At 75.6% G+C, this 18,137-nt stretch carries 15 protein-coding genes and 2 pseudogenes; 8 read left to right on the forward strand and 9 right to left on the reverse strand.

The annotated features are described in order from the left end of the window. Positions 1-351: 351 nt before the first annotated feature. From ACWH4W_RS24930 to ACWH4W_RS24955, 6 genes and pseudogenes are all read right to left on the reverse strand, one after another. A pseudogene (locus ACWH4W_RS24930) lies at positions 352-557 on the reverse strand (diguanylate phosphodiesterase); the annotation flags it as partial. Next, positions 537-698 (reverse strand): annotated as a pseudogene (locus tag ACWH4W_RS24935) (3-hydroxybutyrate dehydrogenase); the annotation flags it as partial. The pseudogenes ACWH4W_RS24930 and ACWH4W_RS24935, both read right to left, overlap by 21 nt. 55 nt (positions 699-753) lie before the next feature. After that, on the reverse strand, positions 754-1,254 hold the full coding sequence (locus tag ACWH4W_RS24940; protein WP_473078086.1) for an NUDIX hydrolase: 501 nt from the start codon (positions 1,252-1,254) through the stop codon (positions 754-756). 63 nt (positions 1,255-1,317) lie between these two features. Further along, positions 1,318-2,928, reverse strand: a complete 1,611-nt coding sequence (lnt, locus tag ACWH4W_RS24945; RefSeq protein ID WP_473078087.1) for an apolipoprotein N-acyltransferase — start codon at positions 2,926-2,928, stop codon at positions 1,318-1,320. A 563-nt stretch (positions 2,929-3,491) separates the two neighbouring features. After that, positions 3,492-4,037 (reverse strand): hypothetical protein, encoded by a 546-nt coding sequence (locus ACWH4W_RS24950; RefSeq protein ID WP_473078088.1) that lies wholly within the window; start codon positions 4,035-4,037, stop codon positions 3,492-3,494. Positions 4,038-4,086: 49 nt separating this feature from the next. Then, complete coding sequence (locus ACWH4W_RS24955) at positions 4,087-4,881, reverse strand: glutamate racemase (protein WP_473078089.1); 795 nt, start codon at positions 4,879-4,881, stop codon at positions 4,087-4,089. 39 nt (positions 4,882-4,920) lie between these two features. On the opposite strand from ACWH4W_RS24955, the gene ACWH4W_RS24960 reads away from it, so the two are divergent. Next, entirely contained in the window at positions 4,921-6,114 is a 1,194-nt protein-coding gene (locus ACWH4W_RS24960) for a glycosyltransferase (protein ID WP_473078090.1), read from the forward strand. 7 nt (positions 6,115-6,121) lie between these two features. Here ACWH4W_RS24960 and ACWH4W_RS24965 read toward each other — a convergent pair whose 3' ends face one another. Then, the gene (locus ACWH4W_RS24965) at positions 6,122-7,390 is read right to left on the reverse strand and encodes a TerD family protein (protein WP_473078091.1); all 1,269 of its coding nucleotides are present in this window, start codon (positions 7,388-7,390) and stop codon (positions 6,122-6,124) included. A gap of 357 nt (positions 7,391-7,747) precedes the next feature. On the opposite strand from ACWH4W_RS24965, the gene ACWH4W_RS24970 reads away from it, so the two are divergent. The 4 genes from ACWH4W_RS24970 (at position 7,748) to ACWH4W_RS24985 (ending at position 12,320) form a co-directional block, all read left to right on the forward strand. Next, positions 7,748-8,182 (forward strand): DUF6643 family protein, encoded by a 435-nt coding sequence (locus tag ACWH4W_RS24970; RefSeq protein ID WP_473078092.1) that lies wholly within the window; start codon positions 7,748-7,750, stop codon positions 8,180-8,182. A gap of 40 nt (positions 8,183-8,222) precedes the next feature. After that, a complete protein-coding gene (locus ACWH4W_RS24975) occupies positions 8,223-9,050 on the forward strand; it encodes an MOSC domain-containing protein (RefSeq protein WP_473078093.1) in 828 nt (275 codons plus the stop codon). Positions 9,051-9,142: 92 nt separating this feature from the next. After that, entirely contained in the window at positions 9,143-9,754 is a 612-nt protein-coding gene (locus ACWH4W_RS24980; protein WP_473078094.1) for an Rv1733c family protein, read from the forward strand. Positions 9,755-9,878: 124 nt separating this feature from the next. After that, on the forward strand, positions 9,879-12,320 hold the full coding sequence (locus tag ACWH4W_RS24985) for a right-handed parallel beta-helix repeat-containing protein (RefSeq protein WP_473078095.1): 2,442 nt from the start codon (positions 9,879-9,881) through the stop codon (positions 12,318-12,320). A 10-nt stretch (positions 12,321-12,330) separates the two neighbouring features. Here ACWH4W_RS24985 and ACWH4W_RS24990 read toward each other — a convergent pair whose 3' ends face one another. Next, positions 12,331-14,676 (reverse strand): hypothetical protein, encoded by a 2,346-nt coding sequence (locus ACWH4W_RS24990; RefSeq protein ID WP_473078096.1) that lies wholly within the window; start codon positions 14,674-14,676, stop codon positions 12,331-12,333. Positions 14,677-14,963: 287 nt separating this feature from the next. Between ACWH4W_RS24990 and ACWH4W_RS24995 the strand changes: the two genes are divergently transcribed. Both ACWH4W_RS24995 and ACWH4W_RS25000 read left to right on the forward strand, forming a co-directional pair. After that, positions 14,964-15,815 carry a DeoR/GlpR family DNA-binding transcription regulator gene (locus ACWH4W_RS24995; RefSeq protein WP_473078097.1) on the forward strand — a complete coding sequence of 284 codons (852 nt, stop codon included), beginning with the start codon at positions 14,964-14,966 and terminating at the stop codon, positions 15,813-15,815. Positions 15,816-15,880: 65 nt separating this feature from the next. After that, positions 15,881-16,351: an SRPBCC family protein gene (locus ACWH4W_RS25000; RefSeq protein WP_473078098.1), complete on the forward strand. Its 471-nt coding sequence runs from the start codon at positions 15,881-15,883 to the stop codon at positions 16,349-16,351. On the opposite strand, the gene ACWH4W_RS25005 is transcribed toward ACWH4W_RS25000, so the two are convergent. After that, entirely contained in the window at positions 16,325-17,476 is a 1,152-nt protein-coding gene (locus tag ACWH4W_RS25005; protein ID WP_473078099.1) for a PLP-dependent cysteine synthase family protein, read from the reverse strand. The genes ACWH4W_RS25000 and ACWH4W_RS25005 overlap by 27 nt on opposite strands. Positions 17,477-17,799: 323 nt before the next feature. Here ACWH4W_RS25005 and ACWH4W_RS25010 point away from each other — a divergent pair, with 323 nt between their 5' ends. Continuing rightward, positions 17,800-18,123 carry a hypothetical protein gene (locus ACWH4W_RS25010; RefSeq protein ID WP_290008823.1) on the forward strand — a complete coding sequence of 108 codons (324 nt, stop codon included), beginning with the start codon at positions 17,800-17,802 and terminating at the stop codon, positions 18,121-18,123. Positions 18,124-18,137: the final 14 nt, after the last annotated feature.

The following is an 18,137-nucleotide window of genomic DNA, read 5'->3' on the forward strand; positions in this document are numbered from 1 at the left end:
GGTGAGGCGGCCGCGCTGTTCGGCGGATGCGCCGATCGTGCGCCGTCGATCAGCGGTGCTCCGAGGAGGACGGGACCCGGACCGTTCCCGAGCCGGCGGCTTCGACCGCCCTCGGGGCCGAGCGGCGGAACCGGGCCTGCCTCCCCCGCCGCCCACCGCACGACGCCCTGAGCCGAAGAGCCCCTGAGCGCTCTGGTTCAACGCGGCGCGATCCGCCGAAACCGCCCCGGTCAGGCCCGGACGACCTCCCGGCTCGAGGAACGAGCGACGTGTCAGGCTCGCGGCTCCGTCGCCCGCGCCCGTCGGCCAGGTCAGGGGGACGCCGCGCTGCCTGCGGGCGGCCGGCTCGCATCCGGCGAGGTCGTGGGCGGTCTCGAACAGCGCGGACAGCTCGGCCTCCCGGCGGCGGCGCTCCTCCCTCGCGGAACGCACGCGCAGGGCGAGCAGCTCGGCCCGCTCCAGAGCCGCGGCCCGCTCGGCGGGCAGGCCCTCGGCGCGGGCCGGCAGCACCGGCTGTTCGTAGGCCTCGGCGGGGCGCCCCGGGCCGACAGCTCCAGGAACGGCGCCTCGGCGCCGGCGGCGGGCCGCAGCACGCAGGCGCGGCCGATACCGCCGGCGGCCCCGGTGACGAGCGCGGTGCGTCCGCCGAGGTCGAGGAGAGGGCCGTGGGGAGCCGGGAGGGCACTGGGCGCGGTCACGGGGGCGGCCCTGGGCAGCACGCCCCGGTCCACCCACGTGATCGCGCCCCACGGTTCAGCCGTTTCCCGTGGGGCCGAGCCAGGTGGGTGCGGGCTCGAACCAGGTGGGTGCGTCGGCAAGGGCCTGCTTGATGCGGAAGCTCGCGAAGTCGTTCAGCTCGGGGAGCGCGTCCGCGGCGAACCAGCCGACGTCCAGGGACTCGTCGTCGTTGACCCGCGCCTCACCGCCGACGGCGCGGCAGCGGAAGGTGACGTCCATGTACTGGCAGACGTCGCCGTTGCCGTACGTCACCGGCTCCAGGGCCTGGACCAGCACGACCCGCTCGACCGCGCAGCGTACGGCGGTCTCCTCCTCGACCTCCCGCACCGCGCAGGCGGCGGGCTGCTCCCCCGGATCGGGGATGCCGCCGATGACCGACCACTTACGGGTGTCCGCCCGGCGGTTGAGCAGCACACGGCCCTCGTCGTCGAAGACGAGGGCCGTGACGCCGGGCAGCCACAGCAGCTGGTGGCCGGCCGACGCACGCAGGGTGCGGATGAAGTCAGGAGTAGCCATGCCCCCGACCCTAACGGGCACCCGGGGCACGTCCGGGCACGTCAGGAGGCGTGCGGCGGTCCCCTACCGGTCGCCGGCGCGCCGGGCGCGCACCCGCACGGCGACGCCCCGGCCGAGACCGCCCGCGGCCAGCAGGACGAGGCCCGCCTCCGGGAGGGCGCCGAACCGGGTGGCGGGTGTCTGCGAGGTGCGCAGCGGCACCTCCTGCACCAGCGAGTCGGCGACGAACATGCCGGTCCTCTGCGTGATCCTTCCGTCCGGCATGATGACGGCGCTGACGCCGCTGGTGACCGGCACGGTGACGGCGCGGCTGTGCTCGACGGCGCGGACCCGGGACATGGCGAGCTGCTGGTAGGTCATCTCGCTGCGCCCGAAGGTGGCGTTGTTGCTGGGCACGGAGATCATCCGGGCGCCGTCGGTGACGGTGTCGCGCACGGCCCAGTCGAAGGCGGCCTCGTAGCAGGTGACCAGGCCGACGGCGGCGCCGTCCCGGTCGAACACGCCCGGCTCCGAGCCGCGGCTGAAGTCCTGGCGGACCATCGAGGTCCACTCCTCGTTGATCGCGCCGACCAGGGAGCGCAGCGGGAGGTACTCGCCGAACGGCTGGGTCTGCCGCTTGTCGTAGGTGTCGACGGGGCCCTTCACCGGGTCCCAGAGGATCTGCTCGTTGAGCAGCTTCCCGTCCCGGGAGACCACCGCGCCGACCGAGATCGGCGCGCCGACGGCCTTCGCGGCGCGGTCGACGACCCGGCGGGCGTCCTCGTTGGCGAAGGGATCGATGTCGGAGGAGTTCTCCGGCCACAGCACGATGTCCGGCCGCTCGGCACGGCCGGCGGCGACCTCGGCGGCCAGTCGCTCCGTCTCGCGCGCGTGGTAGTCGAGGACGGCCCGCCGCTGGGCGTTGAAGTCGAGCCCGAGACGGGGCACGTTGCCCTGGACGACGGCGACGGTGACCGTGCCGCTCTCGGCCTCGTCGCCGACCAGCGTGCGCGCCGCGAACGCCCCGGCCACCGGCACGGCGACGCTCAGCACGCCGACGACCGCGGCGGCCCGGTGCGGGGCGCCGGTGCGCCGCGCCCTCACGGCGAGCCGCACCAGCTCGTACAGGCCGAATCCGCAGAGCACCACGGCGAAACCGAGGACCGGGGTGCCGCCGAGCGCGGCGAGCGGCAGGAACACGCCGTCGGCCTGACCGAAGGCGATCTTGCCCCAGGGGAAGCCGCTGAACGGCACGCGCGCGCGTGCCGCCTCGCCGGCGATCCACAGCGCCGCCGCCCACACCGGCCACCCGGGCAGCCGCGACACCACGGTGATCCCCGCGCCGGCCAGCGCCACGTACACCGCCTCGATCACCACGAGCGCGAGCCACGGGCCGGGGCCGACCTCCACGCCGGTCCACACCAGCAGCGGCAGCAGGAAGCCGAGGCCGAAGAGGTAGCCGAGGCCGAGGCCCGCCTTCCAGCTCCGGCCGCGCAGCACCCAGCCGAAGGCGGCGAAGGCGGGCAGGGCCAGCCACCACAGGGTGCGCGGCGGGAAGCTGACGTAGAGGAGGAGGCCCGCGAGCGCGGCGACGGCGGGCGGGAGGAGGCGCGCGCGCCACTTCTGCCGGGCCGAGGGCGTGGTCCGCGGCGGCATGGGGTCCGACGCGCCGACGGAGGTTGCGGTGACGGTCACCCGGCGAGTCTACGGCGCGTGACCTGGGGTGGGACAGCACGGTCGTACGGCGCCGGGGCGGCCGGACCGCGGCGGTGCCGGGTTCGGCCACGGGGTGCGTGGCGGCGGTGGTGGTACTGGGGTGCTCGCTGGCGGCGGGCCGGGTACGGCGTCGTGGCGCCGCCCTCGTCGGGCTGGGCCTGGCCGCCGCCGGGGCCGCCGGACTGACCTGGGCCGTCGCCGGGGACGCGGTGCCGGAAGGTTTCGCCACGTCGCTCGGGGGCCGGCTCGCCCCGCACCGGGTGGCGTTGTGGCGCGATGCGCTCGACCTGGCCCGGACGCACGTGGGCCTGGGCGTGGGACCGGGCCGCTTCGGCGAGGGGAGCACCACGTCCCTGGGATCACCGCCGGGGAGAGCCGCGCCCGCCGCCCCGCTTTGCGGCCGACCGGCCGGCACGGGCCACGCGCTGCGGCGGGACGACGCCCGGCCTCACGATCACGTCGTCCGCGAGGCGCGCCCACCGATCAGGGGCGACGCGCGCCCGCCCCGCCGACGAGGCGCCGTGCGCCGGGAGCCCGCCCCCTCACGACTTCGTCCCCGGCCGCCTCAGCCGCAGCCGGTCGCGGATGACGCGGACCGCCGCCTCCGCGTCGTCCACCGTCACGGTGAACGTATGGCCGTCCGCGAGCCGGAGGACCACGCCCTCGCCGCGGCGGACGACGACCGCCGTCCCCTTCTCGGGGCGCCAGCGATAGCCCCAGCCGCCCCAGTGGCGGGGCGTGACGTGCGGGGCGAACTCGGCCCCCGCGACATGGGACAGCGGGATGCGGCGGCGCGGTACGCCGATGTGGCCGCAGCGCACCTCGAGGTGGTCCTCGTCGACGCGCAGGGCGACGTGCACGAAGGCGAGGGTGCCGAACAGCACCAGGAGTCCGGCCGCGATGCAGCCGACGACGGCCATGGCGAGCGGCGCGCCACCGGACGTCCACGCGGAGTCGACGGCCAGGGCGATGCCGAGCGCCATGCAGGCGACGCCGATCAGCGCCAGAAACCACTGGAAGCGGGCGGTGGCGCGACCGGTCCAGACCTCGGAGTACGGGCCGTGCTCGCCAAAGCGGTGGTCCCTCATGCCTCGAGGCTACTCAGGGTCCGCCCCGTCGGTCCTGCGTCGCGGGCCGTTACTGGGCCGTCCGGGCGGGGACGGCCGCCTGGAGCAGTCCGCCCTCCGGATAGGTGAGGGCGGCCTCGGGCAGCGGGCCCGGGCGCCCGCTGAGCAGCACGGTCAGCGTGCCGGTGGCGGGGGCGTCGGGGGCGGGCTGCTCGCCGAGCCGCCGCAGGGCCTGGGCGGCCACCGCGCCGGCGGAGCCGTGCAGGGCGAGCGGCCGCGGTCCGGGGCGCTGCACGGCGGCGCGGATGCGGTCGGCGACCAGCTCGTAGTGGGTGCAGCCGAGGACGACGGTGGTCACGTCGTCCGGGGTGAGCTCGGCGGCCGCGGCGACCGCGGCGTCGATCGCCGTGTCGTCGGCGCGCTCCACGGCCTCGGCCAGTCCCCAGCAGGGCACCTCGGTGACGGTCACGCCCGCGGCGAACCTCTTGATCAGGTCGCGCTGGTAGGGGCTGCCCGTGGTGGCGGGCGTGGCCCAGATGGCGAGCGGGCCGCCGCCGGCCGCGGCCGGCTTGATGGCGGGGACGGTGCCGACGACCGGCAGGTCGGGCTCGTGGCGGGCGCGCAGGGCGGTGAGGGCGTGCACGGTGGCCGTGTTGCAGCCGACGATCAGCGCGTCGGGCCGGTGCACGGCGGCCGCCTCGGCGACGGCCAGGGCGCGCTCGGTGAGGTCGACGGGCGTCCTGGGTCCCCACGGCATGCCGTCGGGGTCGAGGGAGAGCACCAGATCGGCGTCGGGGCGCAGTCGCCGTACCGCGGCGGTGGCCGCCAGCAGTCCGATTCCGGAGTCCATGAGCGCGATCTTCACCCGGCCACGATAGACGATGAGCCGCTGCGGGGCCGTGCCGTGGGGCAGACTGCGCACGTGAGCGCCGTCGTGTGGAGTGCCGCCGTGTCCCTCGCCGCCTGGCTGTGGCTGCTGCTGTTCCAGGGGTGGTTCTGGCGCACGGACGTACGGCTTCCGGCGTCGCGCGACCCGGACGCGTGGCCGGACGTGTGCGTGGTGGTCCCCGCGCGCGACGAGGCGGCGGTGCTGTCCGCGAGCCTGCCGTCGCTGCTCGCCCAGGACTACCCCGGCCGGGCGGAGGTGTTCCTCGTCGACGACGGCAGCACGGACGGCACCGGGGACCTCGCCCGGGAGCTGGCCCGGCGGCAGGGAGGTCTGCCGCTCACCGTGGTCTCCCCCGGGGAGCCGCCGGCCGGGTGGACCGGCAAACTGTGGGCGGTGCGGCACGGCATGGAGCTGGCCCGCGCCGGGGACCCCGAGTACCTGCTGCTGACGGACGCCGACATCGCGCACGCCCCGGACAGTCTGCGGCGGCTGGTGGCGGCGGCCCGGACCGGCGGGTTCGACCTCCTGTCGCAGATGGCGCGGCTGCGGGTGGAGAGCCCGTGGGAGCGCCTGGTCGTGCCGGCGTTCGTGTACTTCTTCGCGCAGCTCTACCCGTTCCGCCGGATCGCCCGTCCGGGGTCGAGGACGGCCGCGGCGGCCGGGGGGTGCGTGCTGCTGCGCGCCGACGCCGCCGCCCGGGCGCGGATCCCGGACGCCGTGCGGCACGCCGTGATCGACGACGTGGCCGTGGCCCGCGCGGTCAAGCGGAGCGGCGGGCGCGTGTGGCTGGGCCTGGCGGACGGCGTGGACAGCGTGCGCCCCTACCCGCACCTGCGCGACCTGTGGCGCATGGTGTCGAGGAGCGCGTACGCGCAGCTGCGGCACAGCCCGGTGCTGCTGGCGGGCACGGTGGCCGGTCTGGCGCTGGTGTACCTGGTGCCGCCGGTCGCGGTGGCCGTGGGCGCGGCGGCGGGGAGCCCGCCGTGCGCGCTGCTGGGTGCGGCGGCCTGGCTGGTGATGGCGGGGACGTACGTCCCGATGCTGCGGTACTGCCGGCAGCCGCTGTGGCTCGCCCCGCTGCTGCCGGCGACCGCGTTCCTCTACCTGCTGATGACGGTGGACTCGGCGGTGCAGCACCGCCGCGGGCGCGGTGCCGCCTGGAAGGGCCGCACCTACGCCCGCCCGGAGACCGCCGCCGAGGAGGGCTGACGGGCCGTCACTTGCGGCCGGGCGTCCAGTTCATGCCCCAGCCGTAGGCGTGGTCGACGGTGCGCTGCGGGCTGACGCCGCGCTCGGGGACGAGGTAGCGGGCCTCGCGCTGGACGAGCAGGTCGCCGCTGCCGTCGTTGCTGATGAGCGCGAGCGCGCACACCGTGGAGGGGACGGTGCACTCGTCGAGGGAGAAGTCGATGGGGGCGCCGTGCTGCGGGCGGAGGGTGACCGTCGCGTGCAGGTCGGCGAAGGAGCGGGCGCCCTCGTAGACCGTGACGAAGACGAGGATGCGCCGGATGAGGTGCTTGTGGTCGAGGTTGACGGTGAGGTTCTCGCCGCTCGACGAGGCGCCGGTGCGGTCGTCGCCGTCGAGGTGGATGAAGGGCGGCTGGTGCAGCGAGCCGAAGGCGTTGCCGAGGGCCTGGACGACGCCCTTCCTGCCGTCGGTGAGCTCCCACAGGGCGCACAGGTCGAGGTCGAGGTCGGCGTGCAGGGCGACCGCCCGGCCCAGCTTGGAGGCCCAGCCGGAGAACTGCTTGCGCACTTCCCAGTTGAGGTTGACGTGCAGGGAGCCCGAGGTGCCGCCCTGCTTGGACAGTGACACGGACGGCGCCGCCTTGGTGAGCGTCACCTTCGTCAGCCGGACCGGCGCCTGGGGCGCCGCCGGAGGGGGCGGGGGCTGCGGGACGGTGGCCGCCGGCGTGACCGGCGGGGCCGGAGGCGCGGCGGACGCGGCGGGCGGGGCGGCGTGCTGCGGCTCGTCCACGGTGATGCCGTAGTCGGTGGCGAGTCCCTCGAGCCCGCTGCTGTAGCCCTGGCCGACGGCGCGGAACTTCCAGGCGCCCTGGCGCCGGTAGAACTCGCCGAGCACGAAGGCCGTCTCGGTGGTGGCGCCGGTGCTGTCGAAGCGGGCGGCCACGGTTCCGTTCGCCGCGTCCTTCACCTCGATGGAGAGGTCCGGGACCTGCCCGAAGGGGCCGCCGTCGCTGGAGGCGGCCAGGATGACGGACTCGATGCCGGGTTCGACGCGGGTGAGGTCGACGAGCAGGGCGTCGGTCACCCGGCCCCCGGCCTGCCGCTTGCCCTCGTGGCGCACGGCGCCGGAGGCGTGGGCGGGCTGGTTGTAGAAGACGAGGTCGCCGTCGGAGCGGACCTTGCCGCCGGCCAGCAGCAGCGCCGAGGCGTCCGCGTCGGGGACGCCGGGGCCCGAGCGCCAGCCCACGTCCACCCGCAGTGCCGTGGCCGGCACCGGTGTGTTCGATCCCTTCGGCATTGACATGTCCCGCCCCCATCACAGGTCGCCGCGCCAGGCCGGTTCCCGGCGTCCGTCGGTGTGCGTCCGCCCAACCTATTCCCCCGCGCGCCGGACGCCCACGGCGGCCGGCGACATCGCGCTGATCGCGGCCCGCCCGCTCCCCCGGGCGTGGGACGCCCACGCCGCACGGGTGGGACGCCCCGTGCAACCCTCGGTAACGCCCTGGGAACTCGGCCTTTACACGAAAACCACGCGACAGAAAGCCCGTTTTCCCCAAATTCGCTCGCATTGGGGACCGCGAGTCACCCAGGGAGCGGAAAACAACCCTCTTATCGGTCTCCCCAACCGGCACATCGTGGGCTTAACTTATGTGCCATGACCTCCCCCCGCTCCATGTATGGCGGCGGCTACTCCTCCGCTGCCTTCCCGGACACCCCGATCTACGACTCGCTCGTGGCCGAGCGGGGCACCCCGCAGATCGCCCCGATCCGGGTCCCCGCCGCGTACGAGGCGCCGGGCAGTCACCTGCCCGCGCTTCCCTCGGCACTGCCGGCCCTCCCGGCGGCACCGTCCCAGCCGTCCTACGGCTACCCCCAGCCCGCGGCGCCGCAGCCCGCCCCGCTCCAGCAGGCGCACACGCCGTACATCCCGCAGCAGGCCACCGCGCCGCGCGGCTACCCCGGCCCCCAGCCGCAGCCGCCGCGCCCGCCCCAGCCCGCCGGGTACGAGGCGATGCGCCCCGCCGCCCCGCGGCCGGCGCCCGCGCCGTACCAGGACCCGTACAACAACCAGCAGTACCGGGGGTACTGAGCGGACCGGGGCCGTCGTCCCGTGATGGCACGATGGCCCCATGCGGAACGCTCGTGTGCGCTCGATCCACGTTCATCCGGTCAAGGCCTTCCGGAGCCTGCCGCTCCGGGAGGTCGTCGTGGAGCGCTGGGGTCCGGCCGGTGACCGGCGCTGGATGCTGATCGACGACGGGGGAAAGGTCGTCACCCAGCGCCGCCACCCGCGCCTGGCCCTCGCCGCCGCCGAGCCGCTGCCCGGCGGCGGCGTCGTGCTGTCCGCACCCGGCCGGGACCCGGTCACGGTGCCCGTGCCGGCCCCCGGCGCGACCGTCCCGGCGGAACTCTTCGGCGACACGGTGGAGGTCGTCCCCGCCGAGGACGCGGCCGTGCACGCCTGGTGCAGCGGCTTCCTGGGCACTCCGGTACGGCTCGTGCACCTCGACGACCCCGCCGTACGACGGCCGGTGGACCCCGCGTACGCGCTGCCCGGCGAGACGGTCACCCTCGCCGACGGCTACCCGCTGCTGCTCACCACGACCGCCTCCCTGGACCGGCTCAACTCCCTGATCGCACAGGGTGCGCACGCGGACGAGGGCCCGCTGCCGATGAGCCGCTTCCGGCCCAACGTCGTCATCGAGGGGACGGAGGCGTGGGCGGAGGACCGCTGGACCCGCGTCACGATCGGCGAGGTCCCGTTCCGGGTCGCCAAGCCCTGCGGCCGGTGTGTGGTCACCACCACCGACCAGGACAGTGCCCTGCGCGGACGCGAACCGCTGCACACCCTGGGCCGGCACCGGTCCGTCGACGGCCGGCTCGTCTTCGGCCAGAACCTGGTGCCCCTCTCCCCCGGCACCCTCCGGATCGGCGACCCGCTGGAGGCCGTGGCCTGACGCACCGCCGGGCGGGCCCGCGCGGCGCGGGAACCCGGGCCCGCTCCGGCGCGTTGGGCTGCGTGAGGGGTCGGCGAGAGACCGGGGAGGGGGTGCGTGCCGTGCGGGCGGTCGGCGGACTGTGGCGCTGGCGGCGCAACCCGCTGTGCCGGGCCACCGACCTCGCGGAGGCCTGGCTGGCGCTCACCGCGCTCCTGCTGGTCACCCTCGCCGCACCGCTGATCGGCGTCCTCGCCGGCAGCGCCGCACACGCATCGCTGCAGCGTTCGGCCCTCGCCCAGCAGCAGTCCCGTCACCTGGTGACGGCCACGGTGGTGCGCGAGCTCGAACCTCCCCTGCCGGGCACGGACACGGAGCTGGTGGGCGGGGCCCCGGGCAGCCGCGTCCTGGCCCGCTGGACCGCCCCGGACGGCGCCGACCGGCGGGAGCCCGTGCGGGCGCGCCTGCCGGACCCCCGGCCGGGCGACACCTTCCGCATATGGACCGACGGCAGCGGGGACCGGGTCGCGCGCCCGCTGGACGCGGACGCGGCGACGGCGCACGCGGCGCTGGCGGGCACGGGGGCCGCGCTGCTGGCCGCCGGACTGTTCGAGGGCGGGCGGCGCCTGGCGCTGCGGCGCATGCTCGGCGACCGGTACGCCCGCTGGGACCGGGAGTGGGGCCGGGTGGGTCCGGACTGGGGCAGGGCGGGAGCCGGCAGCTGACGGCGTTCCGCCTCCGGTCAACTCGCCGCCCCCGCGCACGCTACGGTGGTCCGGCCGAACCGATCGGCAGCGACCCGGACGGGAACGGTCCACAGGTACGACGAGGTGGGGGCACGGCAACACCATGGCACAGGGCACGGTCCAGGTGACGCACACCGGCACATCGAGGTGGCGGCGCCGCACGGGTGAGTACCCATCGCTCGCCGCCGCCCTGGAGGCCGCGGCCGAGGGCGACGTCCTCACCGTCGCTCCCGGCACCTACCGGGAGAACCTCGTCGTGCGGCGGGCGGTGACCCTGCGCGGGCCCGAGGGGTCGCCCGGATCGGTGCGCATCACGCCGCCGGACGGGGTGCCGCTCACCGTGCGCGCCTCCGCCGTGGTGCAGGACCTGCACGTGGAGGGGCAGGACGCCACCGCCCCGGCCGTGCTGGTGGAGGACGGCACCCCGGAGCTGCGGGACATCCGTGTGGTCAGCCGGTCCGCGGCCGGCATCGAGGTGCGCGGCGCCGCACGGCCCACGGTGCGCCGCTGCACGGTCGACAACCCGGCGGGCGCCGGCATCGCCGTCCTGGACGGCGGGGGCGGGGTGTTCGAGGAGTGCGAGGTGGTCGCCGCCGGACAGGCGGGCGTCGCCGTGCGCGGCGGAGGCCACCCCCGCCTGGAGCGCTGCCGGGTGCACCACGCCTCCGGTTCCGGGCTGACCGTGACCGGGGAGAACTCGGCGCTGGAAGCCGTCGGGTGCGAGGTGTACGAGGTGCGCGGCAGCGGGGTGCAGGTGACCGGCCGCGCCACCGCCCACCTCACCGACTGCGACGTGCACCGCACCACCGGGGACGGCGTCACGCTCGACACGGACGCCGTGCTGACGCTGGCCGACTGCCGCATCCACGACATCCCGGAGAACGCGGTCGACCTGCGCTCCCGCTCGGTGCTCACCCTGACCCGCACCACGGTGCGGCAGTTCGGCCGCAACGGCCTGTCGGTGTGGGACCCGGGCACGCGGGTCGACGCCCACCAGTGCGAGATCTTCGACAGCACCGGCGACTACCCGGCGGTGTGGGTGAGCGACGGCGCCACGGCCGTCCTGGAGTCCTGCCGGGTGCACGACGTGCCGGACGCCCTGTTCGTGCTCGACCGCGGCTCGCGCGCGGACGTCGTCGACAGCGACCTCTCGCAGGTGCGCAACACGGCGGTGTCGGTGAGCGACGGCGCGACCGCCCAGCTCGACGACTGCCGGATCCGGGAGGCGGCGACGGGCGCCTGGTTCCGTGACCACGGCAGCGGCGGCACCCTCGACAACTGCTCCCTGGACGGCACCCGGACCGGCGTCATCGTCACCAAGGGCGCCGACCCGACCGTCGAGCGCTGCACGATCGACTCCCCCGCCGAGGCGGGCGTGTACGTCTCCGCGGGCGGCCGCGGGACCTTCGGGCACTGCCGGGTCACGGGCAGCGGCGGGTACGGCTTCCACGTCATCGACGGCAGCCGTACGACACTGCGCAAGTGCCGTACCGAGCGCTGCGCGCGCGGGGGTTACGAGTTCGCCGAGGGCGCCGACGGGACGTCGGGACCGGGCGGACCGGTCGTCGAGGACTGCACGAGCGACGAGTCCGGCAGCCTGCGCGCCGATCCGCCCGCCCCGGAGCCTGCGGTGCAGACGACGGGCCGCACCACGGGACTGCTGGGCACGGTCCCCGCCCCGGCCTCCGAGACCCCGGCCCCACCCGCGCCCGTGCCGGAAGCACGGCGCCCGGCGCGCACCTCGAAGGACGTCCTCGGTGAACTCGACGCCCTGGTCGGTCTGGAGAGCGTCAAGCGCGAGGTGCGGGCCCTCACCGACATGATCGAGGTGGGCCGGCGCCGGCAGCAGGCCGGGCTGAAGGCGGCGTCCGTCAAGCGGCACCTGGTGTTCACCGGCTCCCCCGGCACCGGCAAGACCACCGTGGCGCGTCTGTACGGCGAGATCCTCGCCTCGCTCGGGGTGCTGGAGCAGGGTCACCTGGTCGAGGTGTCCCGCGTGGACCTGGTCGGCGAGCACATCGGCTCGACGGCGATCCGCACCCAGGAGGCGTTCGAGAAGGCGCGCGGCGGGGTGCTGTTCATCGACGAGGCGTACGCGCTCTCGCCGGAGGACGCGGGCCGGGACTTCGGCAAGGAGGCCATCGACACGCTGGTGAAGCTGATGGAGGACCAACGGGACGCGGTGGTGGTCATCGTGGCCGGCTACACGGCCGAGATGGAGCGCTTCCTGTCGGTCAACCCCGGTGTGGCGTCCCGTTTCTCGCGGACGATCACATTCGGCGACTACGGTCCCGAGGAACTGCTGCGGATCGTGGAACAGCAGGCCGAGGAGCACGAGTACCGGCTGGCGCCGGGCGCGGCCGAGGCGCTGCTGACGTACTTCACCGACATACCCAAGGGCCCCGCCTTCGGCAACGGGCGCACGGCGCGGCAGACGTTCGAGGCGATGGTGGAGCGGCACGCGAGCCGTGTCGCCCAGCTCGACGAGCCCACCACCGACGACCTGACGCTGCTGTACGCGGAGGACCTGCCCGCGCTGTCCTGAGCGCGGGCCGTCACGCCGCCGGGCCGGGCTCCCCGGTGCGGCGCGGGGCGGGCATCTCGGGCCGCAGCCGGGCGAGCAGGCGCCGGCGTTCCTCCGCGAACGCCGGGTCGGCCTGGTAGTCGGAGTGGCCGAGGATCGGCGCGGGCAGCGGGTGGTCCGCGGTGCGGCCGTAGGCGAGGGGGTCCTTCAGCGGCGGGCGGTCCACGTCGGGTCCGCCGTCCCCGGGCAGCCGCACGGGGCCGCCGATGGGGTCGGTGCGCCGGTGGAGGTTGCGCCAGCAGTCGACCTCCCGGTGCAGGGAGGCGAGCGCGTCCGGGCCGAAGTGCGCGGGGAACCAGCGGCCGTACAGCCGCTCCAGCGGGGAGCCGTAGGTGAGCAGGGCGACGCGTCGGCGGGCGGACGGCGGGAGCTGCCAGGCCGCCGCGGCGGCGAGCACGCTGCCCTGGGAGTGACCGGAGAGCACCAGCCGTCCGCCGGTGGCGCGGGTCCAGGTGGCGATCCGCCAGGTCAGGTCGGGCACCGCGCGCTCGGCGTAGCAGGGCGGCGCGAAGGGGTGCGCGGCGCGCGGCCAGAAGGTGCCGACGTCCCACAGGATCCCTATGGTGCGGCGGGCGGAGGCGTCCTTGTAGGCGCGGCGGCCCCAGGTGACGAGGAGGACGAAGCCGAGGCCGATCAGCCAGGAGCCGAGGGCCTGCGCGGTCTGCGCGGCGCCGTGCACCACGGGGTGGGCGCCGCGCGCCGCCTCGCCGGGCGTCCTTCCGGTGGCCATCGCGCCGGCGAGGGCGCCGGCGCCCAGCAGCAGGGTGGCGGCGGAGGTGACGGCGAGGATGCGCGGCCCGCGGTCGGTGAGGGCGGCCATGGCGCGCACCGACGCGATGCGGCGGGTGCGGCCGGGGTCGGCCGTCTCACCCGGGTACTCGTCCTCCACGACGGCACGCTCGGCCCGTGCGAGGTGCCAGGCGCGGCGGGCGAGCCAGCCGCACATGACGAGGAGCAGCACGAGCAGCGGGGGGATGACGGACGCCTGCCAGGTGAGCAGGACCGGCGGGCCGGGGAGGGAGGCGCGGGTGCCGTCCAGCCAGTCGGACACCCGCTGCGCGACGCCGCCGGACATCACCCCGCCGAGGGCGCAGGCGAGCATGGCGACCGCCGGCCCGGCCAGCCCGCGCAGCGCGGCGCGCCGGTCGGGGTCGGTGCGGTGCAGGGTGTGGGCGACGCCTGCGAGGAGGATCACCAGCAGGCCCTGCGCGAGGGTGAGGGCGCCGAAGGTGACGTTGCCCGGCAGCCGGCCCGCGGACTGCCAGCCGGGGCGTTCCCATCCGGCGTACAGCGCGCTGAGGACGAGCAGGGCGAGGGCGGCGAGAGGCAGTGCGCGCACCAGCCGGCGGTCCGCCTCGCCGTCGAGGCGGTGTTCGCTGCGGCCGCGGCGGCAGACCACCCACACCACCGCGCAGGCCCCGGCGGCCAGCGCCGCCTCCAGCGTCACGCCCAGGGCGGCGAGGGCGGCGGGACCGCCCGGCTCGCGGTCGTGACGGGCGGCGGCGGAGCCGACGGCGGCGGCGACCGTCAGCAGCGCGGCGGCGGTGTGCGCGGCGCGCAGCCGGGCGCCCAGCCGGCGGCCGTACCAGAAGCCGGGCCGGTTCAGCGCGGTCGGGCCGGTGTCCTCCTCCGGCGTGGACGCGCCGGCCATCGGCTGCTGCGACTCGTACGCGCTCCAGGTGCGCAGGGACAGGAACCACAGCAGGCCGGTGAGGGCGGCGGGCACCAGGGCGGCGAGGGCGAGCCGGCGGCCCGGGGCGCTCCACCAGCCGCCGTCGGCCGCCGTGAAGCCGAGCCAGGAGTGCCGGTCCGCGCAGGCGGGCGTGCCCGCGCACTGCCAGGCGGTCAGGTCGAGGGCGACCTCGCAGGCGGCGGCGACGAGCAGCACGGTGAGGCTGAGGCCGGTCAGCCTCACCAGCAGCCCGTACAGCCGGACCGTGCGGCGGTGACCGTGGGCGCTGCTGGGGCGCATCCAGTGGGCGAGGTTGACCACCATGAAGGGCAGGAGCAGCAGCCACAGGGCACGGGTGCCGTTGCCGGAGGTGAGGTTGCACCAGACGTACGCCTCGGGGACGGGTCCGTCACGGCGGACGGCGGGGTCCCGCTCGGCGTCGGCGTCGTCGGCGCGGCGGAACACGGCGGCGACGTCGTCGCCGGTGACGCGGACCGTGCGCGGGTCGTCGAGCATCCGCTCCGGGGTGGTGCCGCCCACCCCGTGCACCAGGAGCTCCAGGGCGGTCCCGGACCCGGCGGACCCCCCGGCGGCCGGTGCTCCGCCGTCCTCGGCCGGCCTGTGCCGCTGCGCGTTCTCCACCATGTCGCTTCCCCCGTGACGCCCCGTCGGCTCCGTCCGTGCGGGACAGGATCTCCCGTACCCGGACGGTGCGCATCCGTCGTCACATGACTTCCCCGGTCCGTGTGGCGCGCACGCCTCACGGGGATGACCAGAAGCGCCATGTACGCGACGAGCCACCGGTGGCGCCGCCCGGGGCCCGGCATGGGAGGATGGGACGTCCGCGCGCCGGTGCCGGGAGCATGCCGCCCGACGCCGTGGACGTGCGGGTGGATGTCGGACTGCTGTGCGGCGAAGGGACCGGAGCGTACGTGAGCGAGAATCAGAACCTGCTCGCCGAGCAGCGGCGCGCCCTGATCCTCGACGAGGTCCGGCGGCGGGGCGGGGTCCGGGTCAACGAGCTGACCCGCAGGCTCGGCGTGTCGGACATGACGGTCCGCCGCGACCTCGACGCGCTGGCCCGGCAGGGCGTTCTGGAGAAGGTGCACGGCGGCGCGGTCCCGGTGGCCGAGGCGAGCACGCACGAGCCGGGGTTCGAGGCGAAGTCCGGTCTGGAGCCGACCGCCAAGGAGGACATCGCGCGCGCGGCGGCCGAGCTGGTCCCGCCGGGCGCGGCGATCGCGCTGTCCGGCGGCACGACGACGTTCGCGCTGGCCCACCGGCTGACCGAGGTCCCCGATCTCACGGTGGTCACCAACTCGGTGCGGGTGGCCGACGTCTTCCACGCGGCGCAGCGCTCCTCGGGCAGCCGGCAGGGGGCGGCCACGGTCGTCCTGACCGGCGGGGTGCGCACCCCGTCCGACTCCCTGGTGGGCCCGGTGGCCGACCAGGCGATCGCGGCGCTCCACTTCGACCTGCTGTTCCTCGGCGTGCACGGGATATCGGCCGAGGCGGGGCTCTCGACGCCGAACCTCGCGGAGGCGGAGACCAACCGGCGGCTGGTGCAGTCCGCCCGGCGGGTCGTCGTGGTCGCCGACCACACCAAGTGGGGCACCGTCGGCCTGAGTTCGTTCGCCTCGCTGGAGCAGGTGGACACGCTGGTCACGGACTCCGGACTGTCCGCCGAGGCCCGCGCGGAGGTGTCCGAGCATCTGCGGCGGCTGGTGGTGGTCGGCGAGTCCGAGGAATACCCGGACGAGCCGGCGCAGGCCGGCGACGCCTGACCGGGGCGCCGCTCCGTCCGCGTCCACGTGCCGCACGTCGCGTGATCCTTCAGGGAGTTGAGTCGATGGCCCACCGTCTGCGCCCCGTGGGGCAGGAGTTCGCCTCGGTCGCACCCGTGCGCCTGGTCTTCGAGCGGGAGATCACCGCGGCTCCCCCGGCGGTGTACGACGCGCTCGCGCGGGACGTCACCGGCTGGCCCGCGTGGTTCCGCCCGGTCACCCTGGCCCGTCCGCTGGACGGCGGCGCGGGCCGGGAGATCCGGCTCGCGGGCGGGGCCCGGTTCCGCGAGACGGTGCTCGCGGCCGAGGAACCCGGGGTGTACGCCTACCGCGTCGACGTGACCAATGTGCCGGGCGCCCGCGCCCTGGTCGAGGAGTGGCGGCTGCGGCCGGCCGGGACGGGCACGCGGGTGCGCTGGGCGATGGCGGCCGACGGCGTCACGCCGTTCCGGCTGGCGCTGAAGGCGGCCCGCCCGGGTCTCGCGGCGGGCTTCCGCGACGCCATGGCCTCACTGGACCGCCGGCTCGCGGGATAGCCCCTCGGGCCACACGCCGGTGCGCAGCAGGGAGTCGATCGCCGCCGCGTACGGCGTCACGTCCAGGCCCTGCTCGGCCAGCCAGGCGTCGGAGTAGTACTTGTCCAGGTAGCGGTCGCCCGGGTCGCACAGCAGCGTGACCACGCTGCCCCGCCTGCCCTCCGCGGCCATCTCCGCCACGATCTTCAGCGCGCTCCACAGCCCGGTGCCGGTGGAGCCGCCCGCCTTGCGGCCGATGACGTGCTCCAGGGCCCGTAGGGCGGCGACGGCGGCCGCGTCGGGCACCTTCATCATCCGGTCGACGGCGCCGGGCACGAAGCTCGGCTCCATGCGGGGGCGGCCGATGCCCTCGATGCGGGAGGCGCTGTCGCAGGAGACGTCCGGGTCGCCGGTCGTCCAGCCCTGGAAGAAGCAGGAGTTCTCCGGGTCGGCGACGCAGATGCGGGTGTCGTACTGCATGTAGTGGACGTAGCGGGCGAGGGTCGCGGAGGTGCCGCCGGTGCCGGCGGTGGCGACGATCCACTCCGGTTGCGGGAACCGTTCCCTCCGCAGCTGACGGAAGATCGACTCGGCGATGTTGTTGTTGCCGCGCCAGTCCGTGGCCCGTTCCGCGTAGGTGAACTGGTCCATGTAGTGGCCGCCGGTCTCCGCCGCCAGGGCGGCGGACGCCTCGTACATCGTGCGGGGGTCGTCCACGAAGTGGCACCGGCCGCCGTGGAACTCGATCAGGCGGCACTTCTCGGCGCTCGTCGTGCGCGGCATGACCGCGATGAAGGGCACGCCGATCAGCTTCGCGAAGTAGGCCTCCGACACGGCCGTGGAGCCGCTGGACGCCTCGATGACCGGGCGGTCCGGCCGGATCCAGCCGTTGCACAGGCCGTACAGGAACAGGGAGCGGGCCAGCCGGTGCTTGAGGCTGCCGGTGGGGTGGGTGGACTCGTCCTTCAGGTAGAGGTCGATGCCCCACCGCTCGGGCAGCGGGAAGAGCAGCAGATGGGTGTCGGCCGAGCGGTTGGCGTCGGCCTGCACCCGGCGCACGGCCTCTTTCAGCCAGGCCCGGTAGGCGGGGTCGCTGCGGTCGACGTCGAGGGTGGCTCCGGTCACGGTCTGTTGGGGAGTGCTCACGAGTGGGCTCCTTACACTGAGCGCCGCCGGCGTCCAGCGCGGCCGACACTCCGATCATAAGCACCTCTCACACCACCTCCCACCTGCATAAACACATCTTTGACGACCTGAAAGGCAAGGCTGGGAACCCGGGGGCGCGCGGGTGGGGGCGCATTGGCGCGAGTGCCCCCCGCGCCCCCGGACGGCGGGGTTCGGGCTCTGGTGCTCGGCGGCGCGTGCGGGCAGACTGCACCGGCGGGAGCAGGGGCACACTGGTTCCGGACAGCGGCCGGTTCGCGCGGCGCGGTCCGGACCACCGACGCGCACAGAGGGGGCGGGTGGCAATGGCGGAGCCGGAGTTCGAGGCCACGGGCGTGCGGATCGGCCGGCGGCTGCGGTCGCTCACCCGGGCCGGACGGGTCCGGATCAGCGACGGGCGGCTGGAGTTGCTCACCAGCTACGGCACCGAGATAGACAGCGCGCCGGTGCAGGCCGTACGGGCCACCCGGCCGTGGTTCGCGCCCGACGGCCGGGCGTTGGCCGACCTCAACGGCCACCGGTATCTGCTGACCCTCGGGGACCACGACCCGGCGCCCGGGGAGCCGGGTCCGCCGGCGGCCCGGCGTTTCGTCGAGGCCGTCCGCCGGGCGGCGGGGCGTGACGCCTGAGATGTCCGCGAGTT

It is taken from the genome of Streptomyces sp. DSM 120436, assembly GCF_055778765.1.